Here is an 18,587-nt window from a genome sequence, read left to right on the forward strand (position 1 = left end):
ATAAGGGAAGTTAGTAATTGACAACGATGGGGATGGTTGCTACGAGCGCTGTTAAAGTCCAATTGTTTAGAATTAATTTTATGTAGGTTGCAATTGGACTTTAAAGGCGCACATTTCATTTCTCCGCAATCCCTCTGTTCCTACGCTAGTCTGGGTTGGTTGTCACCCACTAATTATAGGATTTAGCGCCTAAACTGGGGGGAACAACAGTTTAGAAAAACAGTTTAGGTTATGCTTACGCAGGACACTTTACCTCAGCACTTCGCTAGAGGTGAAACCATAAGGGAAGTTAGTGGTTGACAACGGTGGGGATGGTTGCTACGAAACAGAGGGTTGCTACGAGCGCTGTTAAAGTCCAATTGTTTAGAATTAATTTTATGTAGGTTGTAATTGGACTTTAAAGGCGCACATTTCATTTCTCCGCAATCCCTCTGTTCCTTCGCTAGTCTGGGCTGGTTGTCCCCACTAATTATAGGATTTAGCACCTAAACTGAGGTAGGCACTAGTTAGTCTTAAGTAGTTATCCTAATTCCTTTATTCTTTGTTAGAGTCTTAGGATAAGTTATACCTTTAAAGGCTTTACAAAAACTATAAAAAGTTTTAAAAATCGCGCAAGTTAATTAACTTGTGTTTTTTTACGTGGAAAATAGGACAAAACATCGTATAATGGAACAAATATGTCAATAATGGAGGATTATGATATTGAAATGGTTTAAGGGAAAAGGATATATTTTGTTGACGCTGATGGTCTGTGTTTTGTTTATACCTGCTTGTAGTAGCAATGAAAAATCTCAGCCCGTTACGCCAACACCTAATAATACGAGTGAAGAGTCGCAGATTAACACGCCTGAGCCTCCACCGCCAATTACATATACTGCCCCTTTAACGGGGTTATCCATCACGGAGCCATCCCACCGTCGTCCGATTACGGTCATGGTGAATAATGCCCCTCAGGCTAGACCACAAGCGGGTTTAAATGAGGCTGATATTATTTATGAAGTATTAGCGGAAGGCGGGCTTACAAGATTAATAGCGATTTATCAAAGTGCGGATGTGGTCACTAGAATTGGACCAGTGCGCAGCATTCGTCCCTATATGATTGAGCTTGGTGAAAGCTATCATGGTGTGCTTGCTCATGCCGGTGGTAGTCAAGATGCTTATGCAATTTTACAGAGGCAAAAAAAGGCTGATCTTGATGAGATCTATAATGCCAGCAAATTTTTTTGGCGTGATAAATCACGAAAGGCACCGCATAATTTGTACACTAGCTTGGAAAAGCTGATAGAAGGCGCAAACTCCCGAAAATATGATATGGAGGATCAGGAAATCCCCACTTATCAATTCCATGATGAAGCTACGGAAATTCAAGGCGAATATGCAAAACAATTTGAGGTGAAGTTTCAATTAAAAAAATATGTAGTTAGCTATAGCTATGATGAAGCAAGCAAAACGTATAAGCGATCTATTAATAACGCGCCACACCAAGATGCAGATACGAAAGAGCAGTTAAGTGCTACGAATGTTATCGTCTTAGGTGCAGATCATAAAACATTGGATGATGTTGGAAGATTAAGTATAAACCTTGATTTAGGTGGAGATGCTATGTTATTCCAGCATGGAAAGGTTAACAAAGGAACCTGGATACGCAAAGCTGATGATGTGATTCGTTTTGTAAAAGACAATGTTGAGGTGCCGCTTTACCCTGGGAAAACACATTTCCTAATCGTCCCGAACAATCCTGATTTTAACAGTCATATCAAAATCCAATAATTACTTAAATATAAAAATATTGTATTATATTGTTATTTTATAGTATGTTTTGTATAGTGCTAGCGTAAAATTTGCCAAAATGAAGTGAAATATTTACGACATTATGTCTTTATGTAAACTAGATGTGTTAAGATAATCAAGGTTATGTTAACAGCACATGTTAGCATACACAATTAAGTAGAGGATGAAGAGTGCTTTGGAAGCCACATCCTCATAAGTAAAGGGGTTATCCAGATGCGAGCAAAGAAGAAGGACATTTTCTTTCAAACATTGGAAAATATGGCGGATACGATTGTACAAGCTGCGGATTATTTCGCGCAACAAGTATCTGATTTTTCTGATGTAGAGCAATTTGCCAAGCAAATGAAAGAGTTTGAATCTACATGTGATAGCTATACGCACACAATTATTGTCGAATTGAATAAGACGTTTATTACGCCAATTGAGCGTGATGATATTATGAATTTGACAACCACGCTAGATGATGTCATTGACGGACTTGAGGCGACAACTACACGTTTTGTTATGTATCATTTGGACCAGCCTGATGAATATATCGCTAAATTCGCTGAAATTATGCGTATTTCTGCTTATGAGATACAAAAAGCAATTCACTTATTGTCTCAAAAGAAATTGCTAGCGATTCGTGAATATACAATCCGTTTGAATGATCTTGAAAACCAAGGTGACGAGCTGTTAAGACTGTGCATTACGGAATTATTCGCTAAAGTGACAGATCCAATTTTGTTGATCAAGAAAAAAGAGATTTATGAAAGATTGGAAACAACAACCGACGCATGTGAGCATGTGGCAAATATGCTTGAGTCCATCATCATGCGCAATTCTTAATTATTTGGGAGGTATAGAATTGCGCGGATCGATTTTATAGAGAGAACAATCTGTGCAAATAGTTATGGATAGTACATTTATTATACTGTTGGTTATTACGTTGGCGCTTGGTTTTGACTTTATTAACGGTTTTCATGATACAGCAAATGCAATTGCAACCTCAGTTTCAACTAGAGCTCTGAAGCCTCGGCGAGCAATTATGCTAGCAGCAGTGATGAACTTTTTAGGGGCGATCATGTTTACAGGTGTGGCTGAAACAATTGGTGGAAGTATCGCTGACCCTACAAAGCTTGATAATGGATTGGAGATTCTTATTGCAACTTTGTTAGCCGCAATTATTTGGAATTTAGTCACATGGTGGTTTGGAATTCCTTCCTCTTCTTCTCATGCACTGATTGGTGCATTGGCAGGGGCGGTATACGTAGGTGCTGGAGTAGAAAAACTAAATCTAAGCGGTTTTACTTCAATCATTGAAGCATTACTTATTTCACCAGTTCTGGCGTTTGGGATTGGTTATATTGTGATGACCTTACTTAAATGGATTTTCGCATCACGTAGTCCGCATACTGTAAATAAAGGTTTCCGTTCCATGCAAGTTGTAACGGCTGCACTTCAATCGTTTACACACGGTACAAATGATGCGCAAAAAGCGATGGGGATCATTACTTTTGCGTTAGTAACCGCAAATTATCAGCAAACGATGCATGTTCCTTTGTGGGTTAAGCTAGCTGCTGCAACAGCGATGGCGTTAGGGACCTCCATTGGTGGTTGGAAAATCATTAAAACAATGGGGACAAAAATCTTTAAGATTGAACCGATTAACGGTTTTGCAGCGGACCTCTCAGCGGCATCTGTCATTTTTGGTGCTACATTGATTCATTTGCCAGTAAGTACAACACATGCAATCACTTCATCTATTTTGGGTGTAGGTGCTGCAAAACGATTCTCTGCAGTTCGTTGGTCTGTCGCAGGTCGAATTGTAGTGGCATGGGTAATTACAATTCCAATTGTTGCTTTATTAGCAGGTGGAATTTACTTGTTATTATTCTAAAATAGAGTTAAGAACCTATAAGGGAAAGCCAATTGACTAGCGATTGGCTTTTTTTGAATGTAATCTGAATTAAATCGAATTAAATTTTTGAACTGAATTGCCTGAGGAGGAGCAAGCGTGATCTCAATTTTGTCGATGAATCATAAGCATGAGCTTGAAATGGATGTACCGATTGAAGATATCCATGATACAACACGATACTTATGGAGTTGGATAGACTTTAGTGAGCCTACCCCGTCAGAGTCAGCCTTGTTGTCTGATTTTTTTAATTTCCACCCTTTAGCCATTGAAGATTGCTTATACGTTTTGCAGAGACCTAAAATTGATTATTACGATGACTACCAATTCCTCGTGCTTCATGCCATCAGGCCCGATTCATTAACCAACATTGAGGTCAATTTGTTTATTGGTCACAATTTTATTGTGTCTTATCACCATGCTCCTGTGAAGGAGGTCAATGAGGCATGGAATGAAATGATGAAGCGGAGTCATGATAAAAAGCTTCATACCCATGGCCCCTTTACCGTGGCCTATACGATTATAGACGCACTGGTGGATCAATATTTTCCTTGTGTATATGGAATAGAAGATGAACTGGACGAGCTTGAAAAATGGGGCGCACATGAGTCTGTTGAATTGTTGATGAAGCAGGTTTTTGAACTACGCGGGCGACTTTTAAAGCTTCGCAGAACGATTGTCCCTATGCGCGATATGATGTATCGAATATTAAATTCACAGCATGTCCAAAATGAAAAGGAACAACGTGCCTATTTTTCAGACATTTACGATCATTTGCTGAAGTTATCTGAGATGATTGATAGTGATCGCGAAATGACAGCAGACCTAAGGGATTCCTATATCTCCTTAAACTCAAACCGAATGAATTCGATTATGAAAACACTCACTGTAATCACAACGATCTTTATGCCTTTGACGCTAATCGCTGGGATTTATGGAATGAACTTTTACAATATGCCTGAACTTACGTGGAAATATGGCTATGTCAGTGTGCTTGCCATCATGGGTGGGCTTACGGTTTGGATGATTACGTGGTTTATTCGTCGTGGATGGTTTAAATAGGATGAAATGACATAGGGACTACCGTTCTTAAAGTTTGAGCGGCGTCCCTATTCTCATATGAATATATTTTGTGTAGATAACGAAATAATGCTAGTGGTGTAATTCATGTAAATCATAGTATATTAGGGCATACATGAAATACGTGAAACACGTGGCATACCTAGATTTAAAAAAACGAAAGGTTTAGATTTCTAACGCTTCTTTTTTGCTGGAGTAGTCCGCTTTTTGCGTTTTACTGGCGTTTTAGATTTCACTCCTTTTTTCGTTTTTTTACGTCTGCGACGTGGCTTGTATTCTGAGTAATCACTTTCATCGTCAGATGAAGAGCCTTTGCTACCGCCTGGCAGTAATCCTGTAAGCATTTTTGCCATCGGAGCAAATTGTTGTACAGTCTGCATTACCTTTTGAACCTTTCCCATCGTTGCAATGATTCCTTCAACCCCACCCATACGTTCAATAAAGCCTTTAATGTCATTGATGTTTGGCATGGAGAAGCCACCGCTTTTTCCCGCATTAGGTGCACTGCTTGGTGGGGTAAAGCTACTTCCATACACTTGAGGTGAATAAGGTGTTATAGATGAAGCTTGAGCTTTCATCTCGAGTCCCACATCCGGATGATTAATTCCAGGATATTGACCTGATGGATAGGATGGTGGTGTTGCGCCGCGATAGGGCGTATTATAATGTGGCATTTTATCACAGTCCTTTTCCTATAGAATAGGCGTTTGTATATTACACTGTATGTTGGAGCAGTGATAAACGTATGGACGAATGACCCGATTTTGTTAGGCAAATGCGGATTTGGGCAGTTATTCTTTACAGCGTGAAATCGTTAATGCTTGAAATTGGGGATGCTGCTCAGGTACAATGGAGGTATAGTACTAGTTATTTATAGGGGATGATTATCCAGTGCAGCTAAAGAAGCTAAATGATAAAAGTATCGATCAATTATTTGAAGCCATTTTAACCTTAAAGGATATTGAAGAGTGTTATACTTTTTTTGATGATTTGTGTACCGTAAATGAAATTCAATCCTTATCCCAACGCTTAGAGGTTGCGCGTATGCTTGGTAAAGGGAATACCTACAACCAGATTGAGGCGGAAACGGGTGCGAGTACAGCAACTATTTCTCGTGTAAAGCGTTGTCTTAATTATGGAAATGACGGGTACAAGATGACGTTGGAGCGTTTGGGACGTTAAGAACATTAAGATTAAGGGCAAGAAGGAAATAAGAATTAAAGATAGAGCAAATTTAAACTAAAGTGTATAAACATAACACACCTAAGTATAAAAGGGATTTTCTCCACTTACTGCTGAGGTGTGTTTGCTTTGTTTTCCGCATTACTGTTATGCTCATTGTTTTATCATATTTTAATATTTTTATTGCTGATCATGTCTCAAAATAGCTAGGAGTGGTTAACAATACTAATGGAGATAAATAATATGGATATAAATAATATGGATATAAATTAAGGCTCTATTTATAAATTAGTACTTGACTACGATAGGAGTCTGGTAGCTACGATCCAGAGCGTTCTTGCGATTGTATTAAAATCATATTCCTTTTTTAAAGTCTATTTATGGATGGAATTTGATTTTAAGAGACAACCTTCAGAATCGCTCTGTCTCTTTGCTAGTTTGGGTTAGCGTTCAAGAACTAATTTCAAGTTTGAGCCTAAATTAATTGATTTCTTATTAATTGGTAATGTGACTGGATGTTCGTACGAATATTTCATATAATTAAATCATTGATATTTTGAAAACAGGTGGCGTGCATGATATGGATATGAAAAGAGCTAGGTTGATTTATAACCCAACTTCAGGAAAAGAAGAAATGAGACGGATCTTACCAGATATTCTTGAGAAGTTGGATCAAGCTGGAATTGAAACATCTTGTCATGCAACGACAAGTGAAGGCGATGCGACACGAGAAGCAGAGCTTGCGGTTGCGCGGGGGTACGATATTATTATCGCTGCGGGTGGGGATGGAACGTTAAATGAAGTCGTTAATGGATTAGCAGGGAAAGAGAACCCACCTCCACTAGGCGTATTTCCGCTAGGCACAACAAACGACTTTGCAAGAGCATTAGGAATCCCGAAAAAATGGGAGGATTTTTGTGATTTAATTATTAATAACAATACAAAACCGATCGACATTGGTAAAGCTAATGATCGCTATTTTATAAATATTGCTGGTGGTGGCTCATTAACTCAGCTTAGCTATGAGGTGCCAAGTCGTTTGAAAACGATGATTGGACAACATGCCTATTACATGAAAGGCATTGAGAAAATGGTCAATTTATCACCGATTGATCTAACTATTAAGGCAGAAGGTTATGAAGAGATGTCAGGTGAATTTATGCTCTTCTTAATTGCCAATAGTAACTCTGTTGGTGGGTTTGAGAAGCTTGCGCCAAACGCTTCCATTGATGATGGTTATTTTGATGTCATCGCCGTAAAAAAATGTAATTTAGCAGAGTTTATTCGTCTTGTCACCTTGGTTGTGCGTGGAGATCATTTTAATGATCACCGTGTCATTTATCTTAAAACTAATCGTATGGAAGTTTCCTCTCCTAATAAGGTGGAAATCAACGTGGATGGGGAACTAGGTGGAGAGTTGCCAGCTGTATTTGAGGTATTGCCTAGGCATTTAAGTATTTTTATGTAAGGTTGAATGAATCAGTTAATATCTTGAAGGTTAACACGGTGAAGTAAAACACTCGTTGTATAGTATAGATGTATACACGTATAGATGTGTAGATGATAGAAGTAATATGACATGATCCCCTGTCAGGCTTGACGGGGGTTTTGTATGTAATTAATTTAAGGAAAGAAGTGAAGAGTTTTTCATGAATAAGCGCCGGGGAAATGAAGCAGGAAATAGAAGGAACTCAGAGAACTCAGGAAATTCTAGAAACGAAAGAAACGCTGGAAATACAGGAAATGTAGGAAATGCAGGAAACGCTACGAAAAGACAGGGACAAAATACTGAACAAAATTTGAAAGCTACATCTAAAGTAGAATCTAAGGCCAAAACTAGGGCGAATGGTAAAGTAAAAGATAAAGTAAAAACTAAAGGGAAAACTCAAGGGAAAACTCAAGGGAAAGCTCAAGTAAAAAATAAAGCTAAAACGATGACAAGCCGCGTTTCTAACAATTCTAACGTTTCTGATACTGTACTTGCTGATTTACCGGTTGCTAAAAATGATAACTGTGTTATTGAAATTATTGGGATGAATCATGAGGGTGAAGGTGTAGGGCGTGTAGAGGGTTACACGTTATTTGTATCAGGTGCACTACCTGGTGAGCAAGTAGAGGTTAAGGTGCTTAAAACGAAGAAGCAATATGGTTATGCCAAGCTCCTTAATGTACTGCAAGCAAGCCCTGAACGGGTGACTCCACCTTGTGATATCTATGAGCAATGTGGAGGTTGTCAGCTTCAGCATTTAAGTTATGAAGGCCAGTTAGACTGGAAACGCCAGCATGTGATTGATGCGTTAGAGCGAATCGGGAAGCTATCTGTGGCGAAGGATTTGGATACAGATTTAGATACAGGTAAAGACGCAGATAAGGGTTTAACTTTAGAAGCCACCGTATCATTAGAAGAATCACTAGGAGACGGAGCTTCAGAAGAGGCAAAGGGAATAAAGGTCCTTCCTACACTTGGTATGGCAGAGCCTTGGCGCTATCGCAATAAAGCACAGGTTCCGATTGGCGTTGCACCAGAGCGTAGTACTCATAGTTCTCTTAGCTCTCAAGAAAACTCCCTTATTGGTGGTTTTTACGCTAAAGGCTCACACCGTATTATTGATATGGACACATGTCTCATTCAACATGAGCAAAACGATGATGTGATCGCTCACATTAAAGACATTGGTAGAGACCTCGGTATCGCTCCTTATAATGAAGAAACTGGACAAGGACTACTGCGCCATGTCGTTGTACGGATAGGGCGTACGACAGGTGAAATCATGGTGGTGCTTGTGACCAATGGAGATCGGATTCCTAAGGTAGAGGAATGGATACAGGCGATAACTTCGCAAATCCCGCAGATCACAAGTATATGCCAAAACGTGAATACGCGTCGTACTAACGTCATTTTTGGCGATGTGACAAAAGTTTTATGGGGACGTGAAGTGATCTATGATTATATTGGCAACGTGAAGTTTGCCATTTCTGCTCGCTCCTTTTATCAAGTTAATCCTGAACAGACAGAATTGTTATATCAAAAAACGGTTGAATATGCTGGTTTAACTGGTAATGAAACCGTCATTGATGCGTATTGCGGGATCGGAACGATCTCTCTCTTTTTAGCCCAACATGCCAAAAAGGTATATGGGGTTGAAATTGTGCCGGAGGCGATTGAGGATGCCCGCGTGAATGCGGAGTTAAATGGCATGAGCCATGTGCAGTTTGAAGTTGGTGCATCTGAGGATGTTATCCCTCGTTGGAAGGAACAAGGTGTAGAAGCTGATGTGATCGTAGTTGATCCACCTCGTAAGGGTTGTGATGCTAAGCTACTAGAGACGATTCTGGAAATGAAGCCAGAGCGAGTTGTGTATGTGAGTTGTAATCCTGCAACGCTAGCACGGGATTTGCGTGTGCTGGAGGATGGGGGATATAAGGTACTTGAGGCGCAGCCTGTGGATATGTTTCCGCATACGATGCATGTGGAGTGCTGCTCACTGTTAGTCAGGGATTAAAAAAACTAATAGTGGAGATATTTAATGGCGAGTCTTTTTAAAGAGACTTAGCCTTTTTTTATGAGAGCTTTTGTTCTGGAAGTATTGGAAAAAATTAAGAAACTTGATATGATGAGTCTAAAGAACTAGTCATTAGTACATAGGAGGGAGGGGCAAATGAAGGAGAATAAAAAATTACGATTTTTATTGATTCTACAGTCATTTATGCCGTTAATGGTTTTACTTCTTTTGAAAAATTTTGATAGTGACTTAATTTTTCTTATTCATAAGTTCTTTATTCAGATTTGGAATCGGGAGTTTACTGCAATTTCAATGGCTGTAACACATGAGAAATTTCTCCTTTTTATTGTAATTTTTATTTGTGTAATATGGATTTTTGTAAGTTTGTATTCAATGCATCTATTTAGAGGCGCACAGTTTGCAAATTTTATAGAAGATAAAATTAATATAGTACACTATTCATCTGATGCGGGATTAATTTTTTTTACCACCTTTATTGTGCCTCTTGTTTTAGATGATGTTGGTTCAATGAGAAATTTTCTAGTGTTTATCTGTTTATTTTTAATGATTATTGTATTGATGTTTAAAACCAATCTTTACTATCAAAATCCAGTAATCGCTATGCTGGGATACAGCACATTTAATTTTAAGTTTACTGAACACAGTGATTCTACAATGAAAAATAGTGAACTTGTAGGTATTACTTATGGAAAAATTGATGAGGAAAAGATAATTAAGTATCAGCGTATCGCAGATAATGTCTATTTTATTTACAACAAAAATCTGTAGTAAGGAGAGTGATATAATGCCTAGAGAAAGAACGGTTGAAAGCATCAACCGAATATTCCAAAATAATGAATATGGATTTGAAGCATTTGTAGTTATGAAGAATGATGCATTGAAGCGTTTGATACTATTTGAAGGAGACCCGCGTAATAGAAGGTTAAATAATCATGAAAATTTTAAGGAAATAATAAGGGCTGATATATCAGAGTATATTATTAATGAGTTTTTGTCACCCGAAGCGGAATATGCAATGGCAGAAAAAATTGCTGATAATCAGCATAAATACTATGTGATAGAGCAAACTGATGCGTACCACCCATTTAATATGCTAAATACTTCTATTGATAGTCTAGATACATTTAGTATGAATGATAGACCAGAGGCAAAGGGACTTTTGTTTATGTTTAAGCGAGATGAGACTAAAATATGGGGTTATCAACATATATATGCGGTTACGGTTCCCAACAAATCAAGAAAAGGATGGCTTTCTGTACAGGAGGGAGAAGTATTTAAAGAAATGCCCCTCCCTTTATTTCCGATTTCCAAGAAAGTCCATTTACTCATTATTGAGCATGAAATTGTCACTAAAGATATTTCATTAATGCAACGTAGTTTCAGGTTTGAAACGTTTATCAGGAACTCCGCTATAACCGTTATTGAAAAGATTAAAAATATTGATTTGGTAGACAACCTAGGAAAGTTGTCTCTATATGCAGAACGTACCCAATTAACATATGCTAAAAAGATGATGCGAATTAAGAATTCTGCTGTTCTTAGACTGTCTGCCGAAATCTTATTGGAGAAAATACAAACATTACCTCGATGGTCAGGGAAATTTATACTTAATAATGACAAGATTGTCTTGAATACATTTATTCATGTGGAGAATTTAATTGATTTACTCGATGAGAAATATACTCGATCTGATGTTACAGGAGAGGAGTATAGTACGGATGTGAAGCAATTAGCGCCACCGATTTAAACGTCATTGCAAAATTCTAAGGCGAAAGAGTTGTTCCGACTGGCGAGGAACGGATCGCTGTTTTATGAAATAAGAGTTATTGCTGATCAACACAATATCCATACTTGACATTGGACAACGCGGTTAATACACTGAGTGGAAACATTCAGAACTTACTACAGAAATCCATATTAAGAATCTAGATTTTTTAAGACATTTAGATTATGAATTAAATCATGTTTGGTCATACACACAAAGAGAAAAGGCAAAAATGAATTCTATCGTAAGTGATTAATATATAAAGACGGACGGTAATGTTCTGAGTCGCTTAATTGACTTAATGACATTACCTTCTTTTATGCCCAAATTAAGAAAGAGAGGAAACTAGAAATTAAGAAGGGCTAAGAGTATTTAAAAGAGAAGATAAAAATATCACTTAGTATTTGTAAATCAAATGTAACCAGATTCATAAATCAAATTACTGGCGGCGACATTGGGGAAGAACTGGCATTTTAAGTTACTGTCCATACAAAAGGACAGTGGCCGTGTTATAATTCTACTATGGAAATTATGTAAACTGAAAAAAGAAAATGTATATATAGATTAACGGAGGAAATCAAGTGAATAACCAAACCTACAACCAAATTGTGAATTTTATCTGGGGTATTGCAGACGATTGCTTAAGAGATGTATACGTCAGAGGAAAATATAGAGACATCATTCTACCCATGACGGTTATTCGAAGGCTCGATGCTGTGCTTGAACCGACTAAGGAAGCTGTGCTTCAAATGAAAAAAGCGCTGGATGCTGCAGGGGTTATTGAGCAGACGGCTGGCTTGTGCAGTGCAGCAGGACAAGCTTTTTGCAATTCTTCACCATTTGTATTAAGAGATCTTACGTCCAGAGCAAAAAATCAGCAGTTAAAGGCAGACTTTATCGCCTATCTAGATGGCTTCTCTCCGAATGTACAAGAAATCCTTTCGAAGTTTGAGTTCAGAAATCAAATCGACCGCATGATTGACGCAAACATTCTGGGCGCTGTCATTGAAAAGTTTGTTAGTCCTACTGTGAACCTCAGTATTAATCCAGTTTTAGACGACAAAGGCGAGGTAAAGCTTCCTGGGCTTGATAACCATACAATGGGAGTTATCTTTGAAGAACTTATCCGTAAATTCAATGAAGAAAACAACGAGGAAGCGGGAGAACACTTCACGCCAAGAGACGTTGTAGAGCTCATGGCAGATATGACAATTTTGCCAGTAGTCGACAAGCTAAAGGATGGCTCCTATCTTGTCTATGATGGTGCCTGTGGTACTGGAGGAATGCTTACCATCGCAGAAGATCGGTTGCTAGAGCTTGCAGAGAAACACAATAAGCAGGTTTCCATCAATCTTTTTGGACAAGAAATCAACCCTGAAACGTATGCCATAACAAAAGCAGATATGCTTCTGAAAGGTGAAGGCGAGCAGGCTGATAACATTAAACTGGGATCAACGTTATCAGATGATCAGCATGCAACAAAGTATTTTGACTTTATGCTTTCAAATCCTCCTTACGGGAAGAGTTGGAAGACGGATATGGATCGATTGGGTGGAAAGGGTGATATCTCTGATACTCGTTTTGTAGTTTCACATAAAGACGAACCAGAGTTGAAAATGATTCCAAGATCAAGTGATGGACAGTTACTGTTCTTAGCCAACAAGATTAGCAAGATGAAGCACAATACAGAGCTGGGAAGCCGTATTGTTGAAGTTCATAACGGCTCTTCTCTATTTACAGGAGACGCTGGGCAAGGTGAAAGTAATCTCAGAAGATATATTATCGAGAATGATTGGTTAGAAGCTATAGTGGCATTGCCAGAAAATATGTTTTATAACACAGGTATTGCTACGTTCATTTGGATTGTTACAAATCGAAAATCTGCCCAAAGACAAGGTAAAATACAGTTAATCGATGCAACGTCCATGAAATCTCCTCTCAGAAAAAATCTCGGTAATAAAAACTGTGAACTCACACCTGAAATACGAGCTGAAATCACGAAAATTCTGCTTAATTTTGACGAAACAGAACAATCAAAGGTTTTTAATAATGAGGAATTTGGATACTCCAAGATTACAGTTGAAAGACCGCTTAGACTTTCGGTGAATTTATCTCAAGTACATTTAGAGGAATTTATGGGAGGTTGTCGCGCAGTAGATGATATGCTAGTCATGAAACTACTTGATGAAGTTGCGAAGCAGTTTGACTACAGTACAGTAATGGATTTCAATGTTTTCGTAAAAGCCTTAGAAGAGGCAGCCGATAAGTTGAACATGAATTTGCCAGCTAAGCGCATCAATTTTATTAAAAACCAGTTTGCTGAGGTAGATGAATCCGCAGAGAGAGTAATCAAGAAGATTCATAAAGCTGCTAAAGTTGAAGCAAATCCTCTTTACGGACTATACGAGACTAATCAGGGGATTGTTGAATATGAACCTGACACCAATTTGCGTGATACAGAGCAGGTACCCCTTTTACACGAGGGTGGCATAGAAGCGTTCTTTAGGGATGAAGTATTGACATTCGCCCCAGATGCATGGATCGATTCTTCGAAAATACAAGTGGGTTATGAAATCAGTTTTACAAAGTATTTCTATAAACCAGTGAAGCTCAGATCGTTGGATGAGATTGTTAGAGATATTAAAATTTTAGAAGCTGAGACTGAAGGTTTATTGAATGAGATTATAGGGGGCTAAGAAGATGATAAATAATGTGCTTAGACCTTATGAAAGTTACATTGATACTGGAATGGATTGGCTTGAAGTTATCCCAGCACATTGGGAGAAAATAAGCCTTCGTGGAATTACAGAATTGTCCAATAAGAGATACGGACTTCGTAATGATTTGGAATTACTGTCAGTCTATAGAGAGTTTGGTGTTGTAAGAAAAAATTCTAGAGATGATAACCATAATGTTGAAAGCGTAGATTTATCAAATTATAAATATGTTGATAAAGGCTACTTAGTCTTAAACAAAATGAAGATGTGGCAGGGTTCACTTGGAATCTCAAAATATGAGGGCATTGTCAGTCCTGCTTATATAGTTTGTAAAATTAAAGGAAATATAAATTTTAAGTACTTACACTTATTACTACGCTCGCCAAAGTATAAAACAATTTACAATCGAATTTCATATGGTGTTCGAGTTGGACAATGGGATATGAGATATGATGATTTTAAAAAGATAAATCTTTTTATTCCTCCTAAACTAGAACAAGACCAGATTGTAAAGTACCTTGACCATCAATTGGTAAAAATCAATAAATTCATCAAGGCAAAGAAAAAGCTCATTGCAGTTCTAAAAGAGCAAAAACAAGTAATCATCAATGAAGCTGTTACAAAAGGTTTAGATTCTAATGTTAAGATGAAGCCATCTGGAATTGAATGGTTTGGGAATGTGCCTGAGCATTGGGAGTGTTTTAGAGTTAAGAATATAGTAAGAAATGTTAGCTTAAATACAGCTAATAATAATGGATTACAATATATCGGACTAGAAAATGTTGAGAGTTGGTCAAGTAGGTTAATAAATTTAAAAGAAAATTTTCAGTTTGAAAGCCAAGCAAAACTATTTATGTGTGGTGATATTCTATTTGGGAAATTGAGGCCATACTTAGCAAAAGTAATTACTACTTGTTTTGATGGGGTTTGCTCAGGAGAATTCCTAGTTTTGAGAACTAATAAAGACATAAATCCTATGTATATAGAGCATATTCTAAAATCAAAGAAAATAATTGATATAATCTCAAGTTCTACATATGGTGCTAAAATGCCAAGGGTAGAGTGGAGCTTTATAGGTAATCTAAAAATATATCTACCAACGCAGATAAGTGAGCAGAATGGAATTGTTGATTATTTAAGTAACATTAGCACATCATTTGATAATAGTATCGTCAAAATCAAAAAGGAAATTGAGTTAATCCAAGAATACAAAAATAGCCTAATTTCAGATGTAGTAACAGGTAAAGTAGATGTTCGAAATATCGTTATTGATGAGGCTAAAGATGAAATCGCTGAAAATACAGATTTTGATGAAGAGTTGATTGACAAAGAAGTTCTCGAAGCAGAGGATGGTGATTAATAGTGCCGAGTAATGTTAAAGAAAAAGGATTTGAAACACTTATTGTCAGACATTTGACGGAAGTTATTGGTTATGAGGAAGGCAAAAATTGCGACTATAATCGGGACTATGCAGTTGATGAAACGAGATTGTTTAGATTTCTTGAAGAAACTCAGCATGAAAAGCTTGAGAAATTGGGTTTGGGGATCGAAGCGAACAAGATTAAGTTTTTAAATCGACTGCAAGGTGAGATTGCTAAGAGTGGTGTGATAGATGTTTTGCGAAATGGGTTTAAGATTTACCCTGTTACTTTGGATATGTATTATATGACGCCATCGGTACATAACCCAGCTGCGAAGGTGTTGTATGAAAAGAATATTTTCAGTGTGACACGCCAGTTAATGTACTCAAAGGATAGTACCAGATTGGCATTGGATTTTGCTATATTTTTAAACGGCCTCCCGCTCATGACCTTCGAACTTAAGAATCGGTTTACTAAGCAAAACATCGATGATGCCATTCTGCAATATAAGTTGGACAGGGATCCTAAAGACCTTTTGTTCAACTTTGGCCGTTGTATGGTCCATTTTGCAGTGGATGACAATCAAGTAGCCATGTGCACGAAACTAGATGGTAAGAAATCTTGGTTCCTTCCGTTTAATAAAGGTAATGAAGGAGGGGCGGGTAATCCCCCTAACCCTTCAGGGATAAAGACAGACTATCTATGGAAAGAAGTCTTAACCAAGTTAGAACTTTCAAATATCATTGAAAATTTTGCGCAAATCATCGAAGAAAAAGATGAGGAAACAAAGAAAATCAAGCGCGCACAGATTTTTCCGAGATATCATCAGCTTTCTGTGGTTAAAGCTCTGCTTGCGGATGTTTTAGGGAAAGGTGTTGGGCATAAGTACTTGATACAACATAGTGCCGGTAGCGGAAAATCAAACTCGATTGCATGGTTGGCACATCAACTGGTTTCTATGCAACGATTTGGGAAGCCTGTTTTTGATTCGATTATTGTTGTAACAGACCGTATTAACTTGGATAAGCAAATAAAAAACACCATCAAAGGATTTATGCAGGTGGCTAATACTGTTGGCCATGCAGATAGGTCCGGAGATTTGAGGAAGCTATTACAAGATGGTAAGAAGATCATCGTAACGATTGTTCATAAATTTCCATACATCCTTGATGACATCGGGACGGCTCATCGTCAGAATAATTTTGCTATCATCATTGATGAAGCACACTCCAGCCAAAGTGGTAATATGTCAGCCAAAATGAATATGGCTCTTTCTTCTGATTATGAGCAAGGAGAAGAAGAGTCAACGGAGGATAAGATTAATAGTATTCTTGAAGGCCGTAAGATGCTTAAGAATGCCAGTTACTTTGCTTTTACAGCTACGCCAAAAAATAAAACGCTAGAAATGTTTGGTGTACCCTATGAAGTAGAAAGTAAAATCAAGCATAGTCCGTTTCACAACTATACGATGAAGCAGGCAATGCAAGAGGGCTTTATTCTGGATGTCCTTAAGTACTACACGCCAATCAACAGCTATTATAAGATTGCAAAAACCGTTGAAGATGATCCTCTTTTCGATAAAAAGAAAGCTCAGAAGAAGCTGAGAAAGTATGTTGAATCACAAGAAAAGGCCATTGAGCTTAAAGCCGAGATTATGATGGATCACTTCTATGACCATGTGATTTCCAAAGGGAAAATTGGTGGACAAGCCAGAGCAATGGTAGTAACAAGTAGCATTGAAAGAGCGATTCAATATTACTATGCAATTGAAAACTATCTACATAAACGTAGAAGCGCTTACAAGGCCATTGTAGCTTTCTCCGCAGAGTATGACTATGGTGGTAAAAAGGTGACTGAAAGTTCTATCAATGGTTTTGCCAGCAGTGAAATTGAAAAGCGTATGAAAAGAGATCCATATAGGATTTTGGTAGTGGCAAATAAATTCCAAACCGGTTATGATGAGCCACTCCTTCACACGATGTATGTTGATAAAGTATTGACTGATATTAAAGCGGTTCAAACATTATCAAGGCTTAATAGGGCTCATCCTCAAAAACACGATACGTTCATTTTGGATTTTGCAAACGACACGGATACCATCAAGGAATCTTTTGAAAAGTACTATACAACCACAGTGCTTTCAGATGTGACGGATCCAGATAAATTGAACGATTTGGAATCAGACATTAGAACCTATCATGTTTTTACGGACTATCATGTGAATTCAGTGGTTGAACTGTATCTTAATGGAGCAGATAGAGATCGATTGGATCCTATACTTGATGCGTGTGCTCATAACTATGAAAAAGATTTGGATGAAAATGGACAAGTTGATTTTAAGAGCAAGTGCAAAGTTTTTGTTCGCACCTATGGTTTTTTAGCTGCCATTTTACCTTATGGGAATGCAGACTGGGAGAAACTATCTATTTTCTTGAATCTACTGGTTCACAAACTACCAGCGCCGATTGAAGAGGATTTGTCTGCGGGGATTTTGGAAGCGATTGACTTGGATAGTTACAGAGTGGAGGCACAGACTGCTATGTCTATTGTTCTTGAAGATCAGGGGGAATATAACATTGATCCGGTTCCAACTAGCGCAGGTGGTGGAAAGGGAGAAGCAGAGCTTGATTTGCTAAGCAATATCCTTTCAGAATTTAATGATCTATTTGGAAATATTGAATGGAAAGACATCGACCAAGTCAAGAAGCGTATCTCCGAGATTCCAGAAATGGTTGCTAAGGACAAAGATTATCAAAATGCTATGAAAAACTCAGATAAGCAAAATGCAAAAATAGAAAGCGACAAAGCCCTAAACAAAGCTATCATCAATATCATGTCAGACAATATGGAAGTATTTAAACAATTTAACGACAATTCGTCGTTTAAAAAGTGGCTATCAGATATGGTCTTTAATCTGACATTTAACACGGATGGCTCTGTTTATCAAGGACAAGCGAAAATTTAGAGGCTAGAGTAAAAGAAATAAGTTTGAAATTAAAGGAAATATCAGTATGTTATCAGAATTTGCAAAAGGTCGGGCTAAAGAAATCAATCTTGCGAGTTGGAATGACAAGGAGTTAAAGTATGATATGAAGAGTTGGATCCAACGTGAGAAGATGTATGAGGAGATTACACTTTCTAAAGAATGACTAATAAAATTGCGAGATATCTTGAACAACTTGAGTTTATAGACAACATAGAAAGGCACCCATGTAGAATAAAGCATTGTTTTATTTTGGGTGCCCTTATTTTTTTGTAAAAATATATAGA

The 18,587-nt window shown here is 37.7% G+C and carries 14 protein-coding genes; 13 read left to right on the top strand and 1 reads right to left on the bottom strand.

Annotated elements, in window-relative coordinates:
• Positions 1–702: 702 nt before the first annotated feature.
• The 4 genes from ABE099_RS00815 (at position 703) to corA (ending at position 4,750) form a co-directional block, all read left to right on the top strand.
• Entirely contained in the window at positions 703–1,770 is a 1,068-nt protein-coding gene (locus tag ABE099_RS00815; RefSeq protein ID WP_430026681.1) for a DUF3048 domain-containing protein, read from the top strand.
• Between the two features lie 234 nt (positions 1,771–2,004).
• Positions 2,005–2,619: a DUF47 domain-containing protein gene (locus ABE099_RS00820; protein ID WP_430026682.1), complete on the top strand. Its 615-nt coding sequence runs from the start codon at positions 2,005–2,007 to the stop codon at positions 2,617–2,619.
• A 64-nt stretch (positions 2,620–2,683) separates the two neighbouring features.
• Entirely contained in the window at positions 2,684–3,670 is a 987-nt protein-coding gene (locus tag ABE099_RS00825) for an inorganic phosphate transporter (protein ID WP_430026683.1), read from the top strand.
• Positions 3,671–3,787: 117 nt separating this feature from the next.
• Complete coding sequence (gene corA, locus ABE099_RS00830; RefSeq protein ID WP_430026684.1) at positions 3,788–4,750, top strand: magnesium/cobalt transporter CorA; 963 nt, start codon at positions 3,788–3,790, stop codon at positions 4,748–4,750.
• A gap of 191 nt (positions 4,751–4,941) precedes the next feature.
• On the opposite strand, the gene ABE099_RS00835 is transcribed toward corA, so the two are convergent.
• Complete coding sequence (locus ABE099_RS00835; protein ID WP_430026685.1) at positions 4,942–5,442, bottom strand: hypothetical protein; 501 nt, start codon at positions 5,440–5,442, stop codon at positions 4,942–4,944.
• 217 nt (positions 5,443–5,659) lie between these two features.
• On the opposite strand from ABE099_RS00835, the gene ABE099_RS00840 reads away from it, so the two are divergent.
• From ABE099_RS00840 to ABE099_RS00880, 9 genes are all read left to right on the top strand, one after another.
• Positions 5,660–5,950, top strand: a complete 291-nt coding sequence (locus ABE099_RS00840) for a YerC/YecD family TrpR-related protein (protein WP_210088235.1) — start codon at positions 5,660–5,662, stop codon at positions 5,948–5,950.
• Positions 5,951–6,536: 586 nt separating this feature from the next.
• A complete protein-coding gene (locus tag ABE099_RS00845; protein WP_430026808.1) occupies positions 6,537–7,418 on the top strand; it encodes a diacylglycerol kinase in 882 nt (293 codons plus the stop codon).
• Positions 7,419–7,884: 466 nt separating this feature from the next.
• Entirely contained in the window at positions 7,885–9,453 is a 1,569-nt protein-coding gene (gene rlmD / locus ABE099_RS00850) for a 23S rRNA (uracil(1939)-C(5))-methyltransferase RlmD (protein WP_430026809.1), read from the top strand.
• A 156-nt stretch (positions 9,454–9,609) separates the two neighbouring features.
• Positions 9,610–10,242 carry a hypothetical protein gene (locus ABE099_RS00855; protein WP_430026686.1) on the top strand — a complete coding sequence of 211 codons (633 nt, stop codon included), beginning with the start codon at positions 9,610–9,612 and terminating at the stop codon, positions 10,240–10,242.
• Between the two features lie 16 nt (positions 10,243–10,258).
• Complete coding sequence (locus ABE099_RS00860; RefSeq protein ID WP_430026687.1) at positions 10,259–11,221, top strand: DUF4868 domain-containing protein; 963 nt, start codon at positions 10,259–10,261, stop codon at positions 11,219–11,221.
• Between the two features lie 599 nt (positions 11,222–11,820).
• Positions 11,821–13,935: a type I restriction-modification system subunit M gene (locus ABE099_RS00865; RefSeq protein WP_430026688.1), complete on the top strand. Its 2,115-nt coding sequence runs from the start codon at positions 11,821–11,823 to the stop codon at positions 13,933–13,935.
• A gap of 4 nt (positions 13,936–13,939) precedes the next feature.
• On the top strand, positions 13,940–15,316 hold the full coding sequence (locus ABE099_RS00870; RefSeq protein WP_430026689.1) for a restriction endonuclease subunit S: 1,377 nt from the start codon (positions 13,940–13,942) through the stop codon (positions 15,314–15,316).
• A 2-nt stretch (positions 15,317–15,318) separates the two neighbouring features.
• Positions 15,319–18,282, top strand: coding sequence for a type I restriction endonuclease subunit R (locus ABE099_RS00875; protein ID WP_430026690.1), 2,964 nt, complete (start codon positions 15,319–15,321; stop codon positions 18,280–18,282).
• 46 nt (positions 18,283–18,328) lie between these two features.
• Positions 18,329–18,466, top strand: coding sequence for a hypothetical protein (locus ABE099_RS00880; protein WP_430026691.1), 138 nt, complete (start codon positions 18,329–18,331; stop codon positions 18,464–18,466).
• The last annotated feature ends 121 nt before the right edge of the window (positions 18,467–18,587 follow it).

The organism is Paenibacillus turicensis (genome assembly GCF_050461185.1).
Lineage (GTDB): Bacteria > Bacillota > Bacilli > Paenibacillales > Paenibacillaceae > Fontibacillus > Fontibacillus turicensis_A.

What these genes read in the sequence shown, in the direction of transcription:
- ABE099_RS00820 (WP_430026682.1), top strand. Translation starts at nt 2,005, where the DNA reads ATGCGAGCAAAGAAGAAGGACATTTTCTTTCAAACATTGGAAAATATG.
- ABE099_RS00825 (WP_430026683.1), top strand. Translation starts at nt 2,684, where the DNA reads ATGGATAGTACATTTATTATACTGTTGGTTATTACGTTGGCGCTTGGT.
- ABE099_RS00835 (WP_430026685.1), bottom strand. Translation starts at nt 5,442, where the DNA reads ATGCCACATTATAATACGCCCTATCGCGGCGCAACACCACCATCCTAT.
- ABE099_RS00845 (WP_430026808.1), top strand. Translation starts at nt 6,537, where the DNA reads ATGAAAAGAGCTAGGTTGATTTATAACCCAACTTCAGGAAAAGAAGAA.
- rlmD (WP_430026809.1), top strand. Translation starts at nt 7,885, where the DNA reads ATGACAAGCCGCGTTTCTAACAATTCTAACGTTTCTGATACTGTACTT.
- ABE099_RS00855 (WP_430026686.1), top strand. Translation starts at nt 9,610, where the DNA reads ATGAAGGAGAATAAAAAATTACGATTTTTATTGATTCTACAGTCATTT.
- ABE099_RS00860 (WP_430026687.1), top strand. Translation starts at nt 10,259, where the DNA reads ATGCCTAGAGAAAGAACGGTTGAAAGCATCAACCGAATATTCCAAAAT.
- ABE099_RS00870 (WP_430026689.1), top strand. Translation starts at nt 13,940, where the DNA reads ATGATAAATAATGTGCTTAGACCTTATGAAAGTTACATTGATACTGGA.
- ABE099_RS00880 (WP_430026691.1), top strand. Translation starts at nt 18,329, where the DNA reads ATGTTATCAGAATTTGCAAAAGGTCGGGCTAAAGAAATCAATCTTGCG.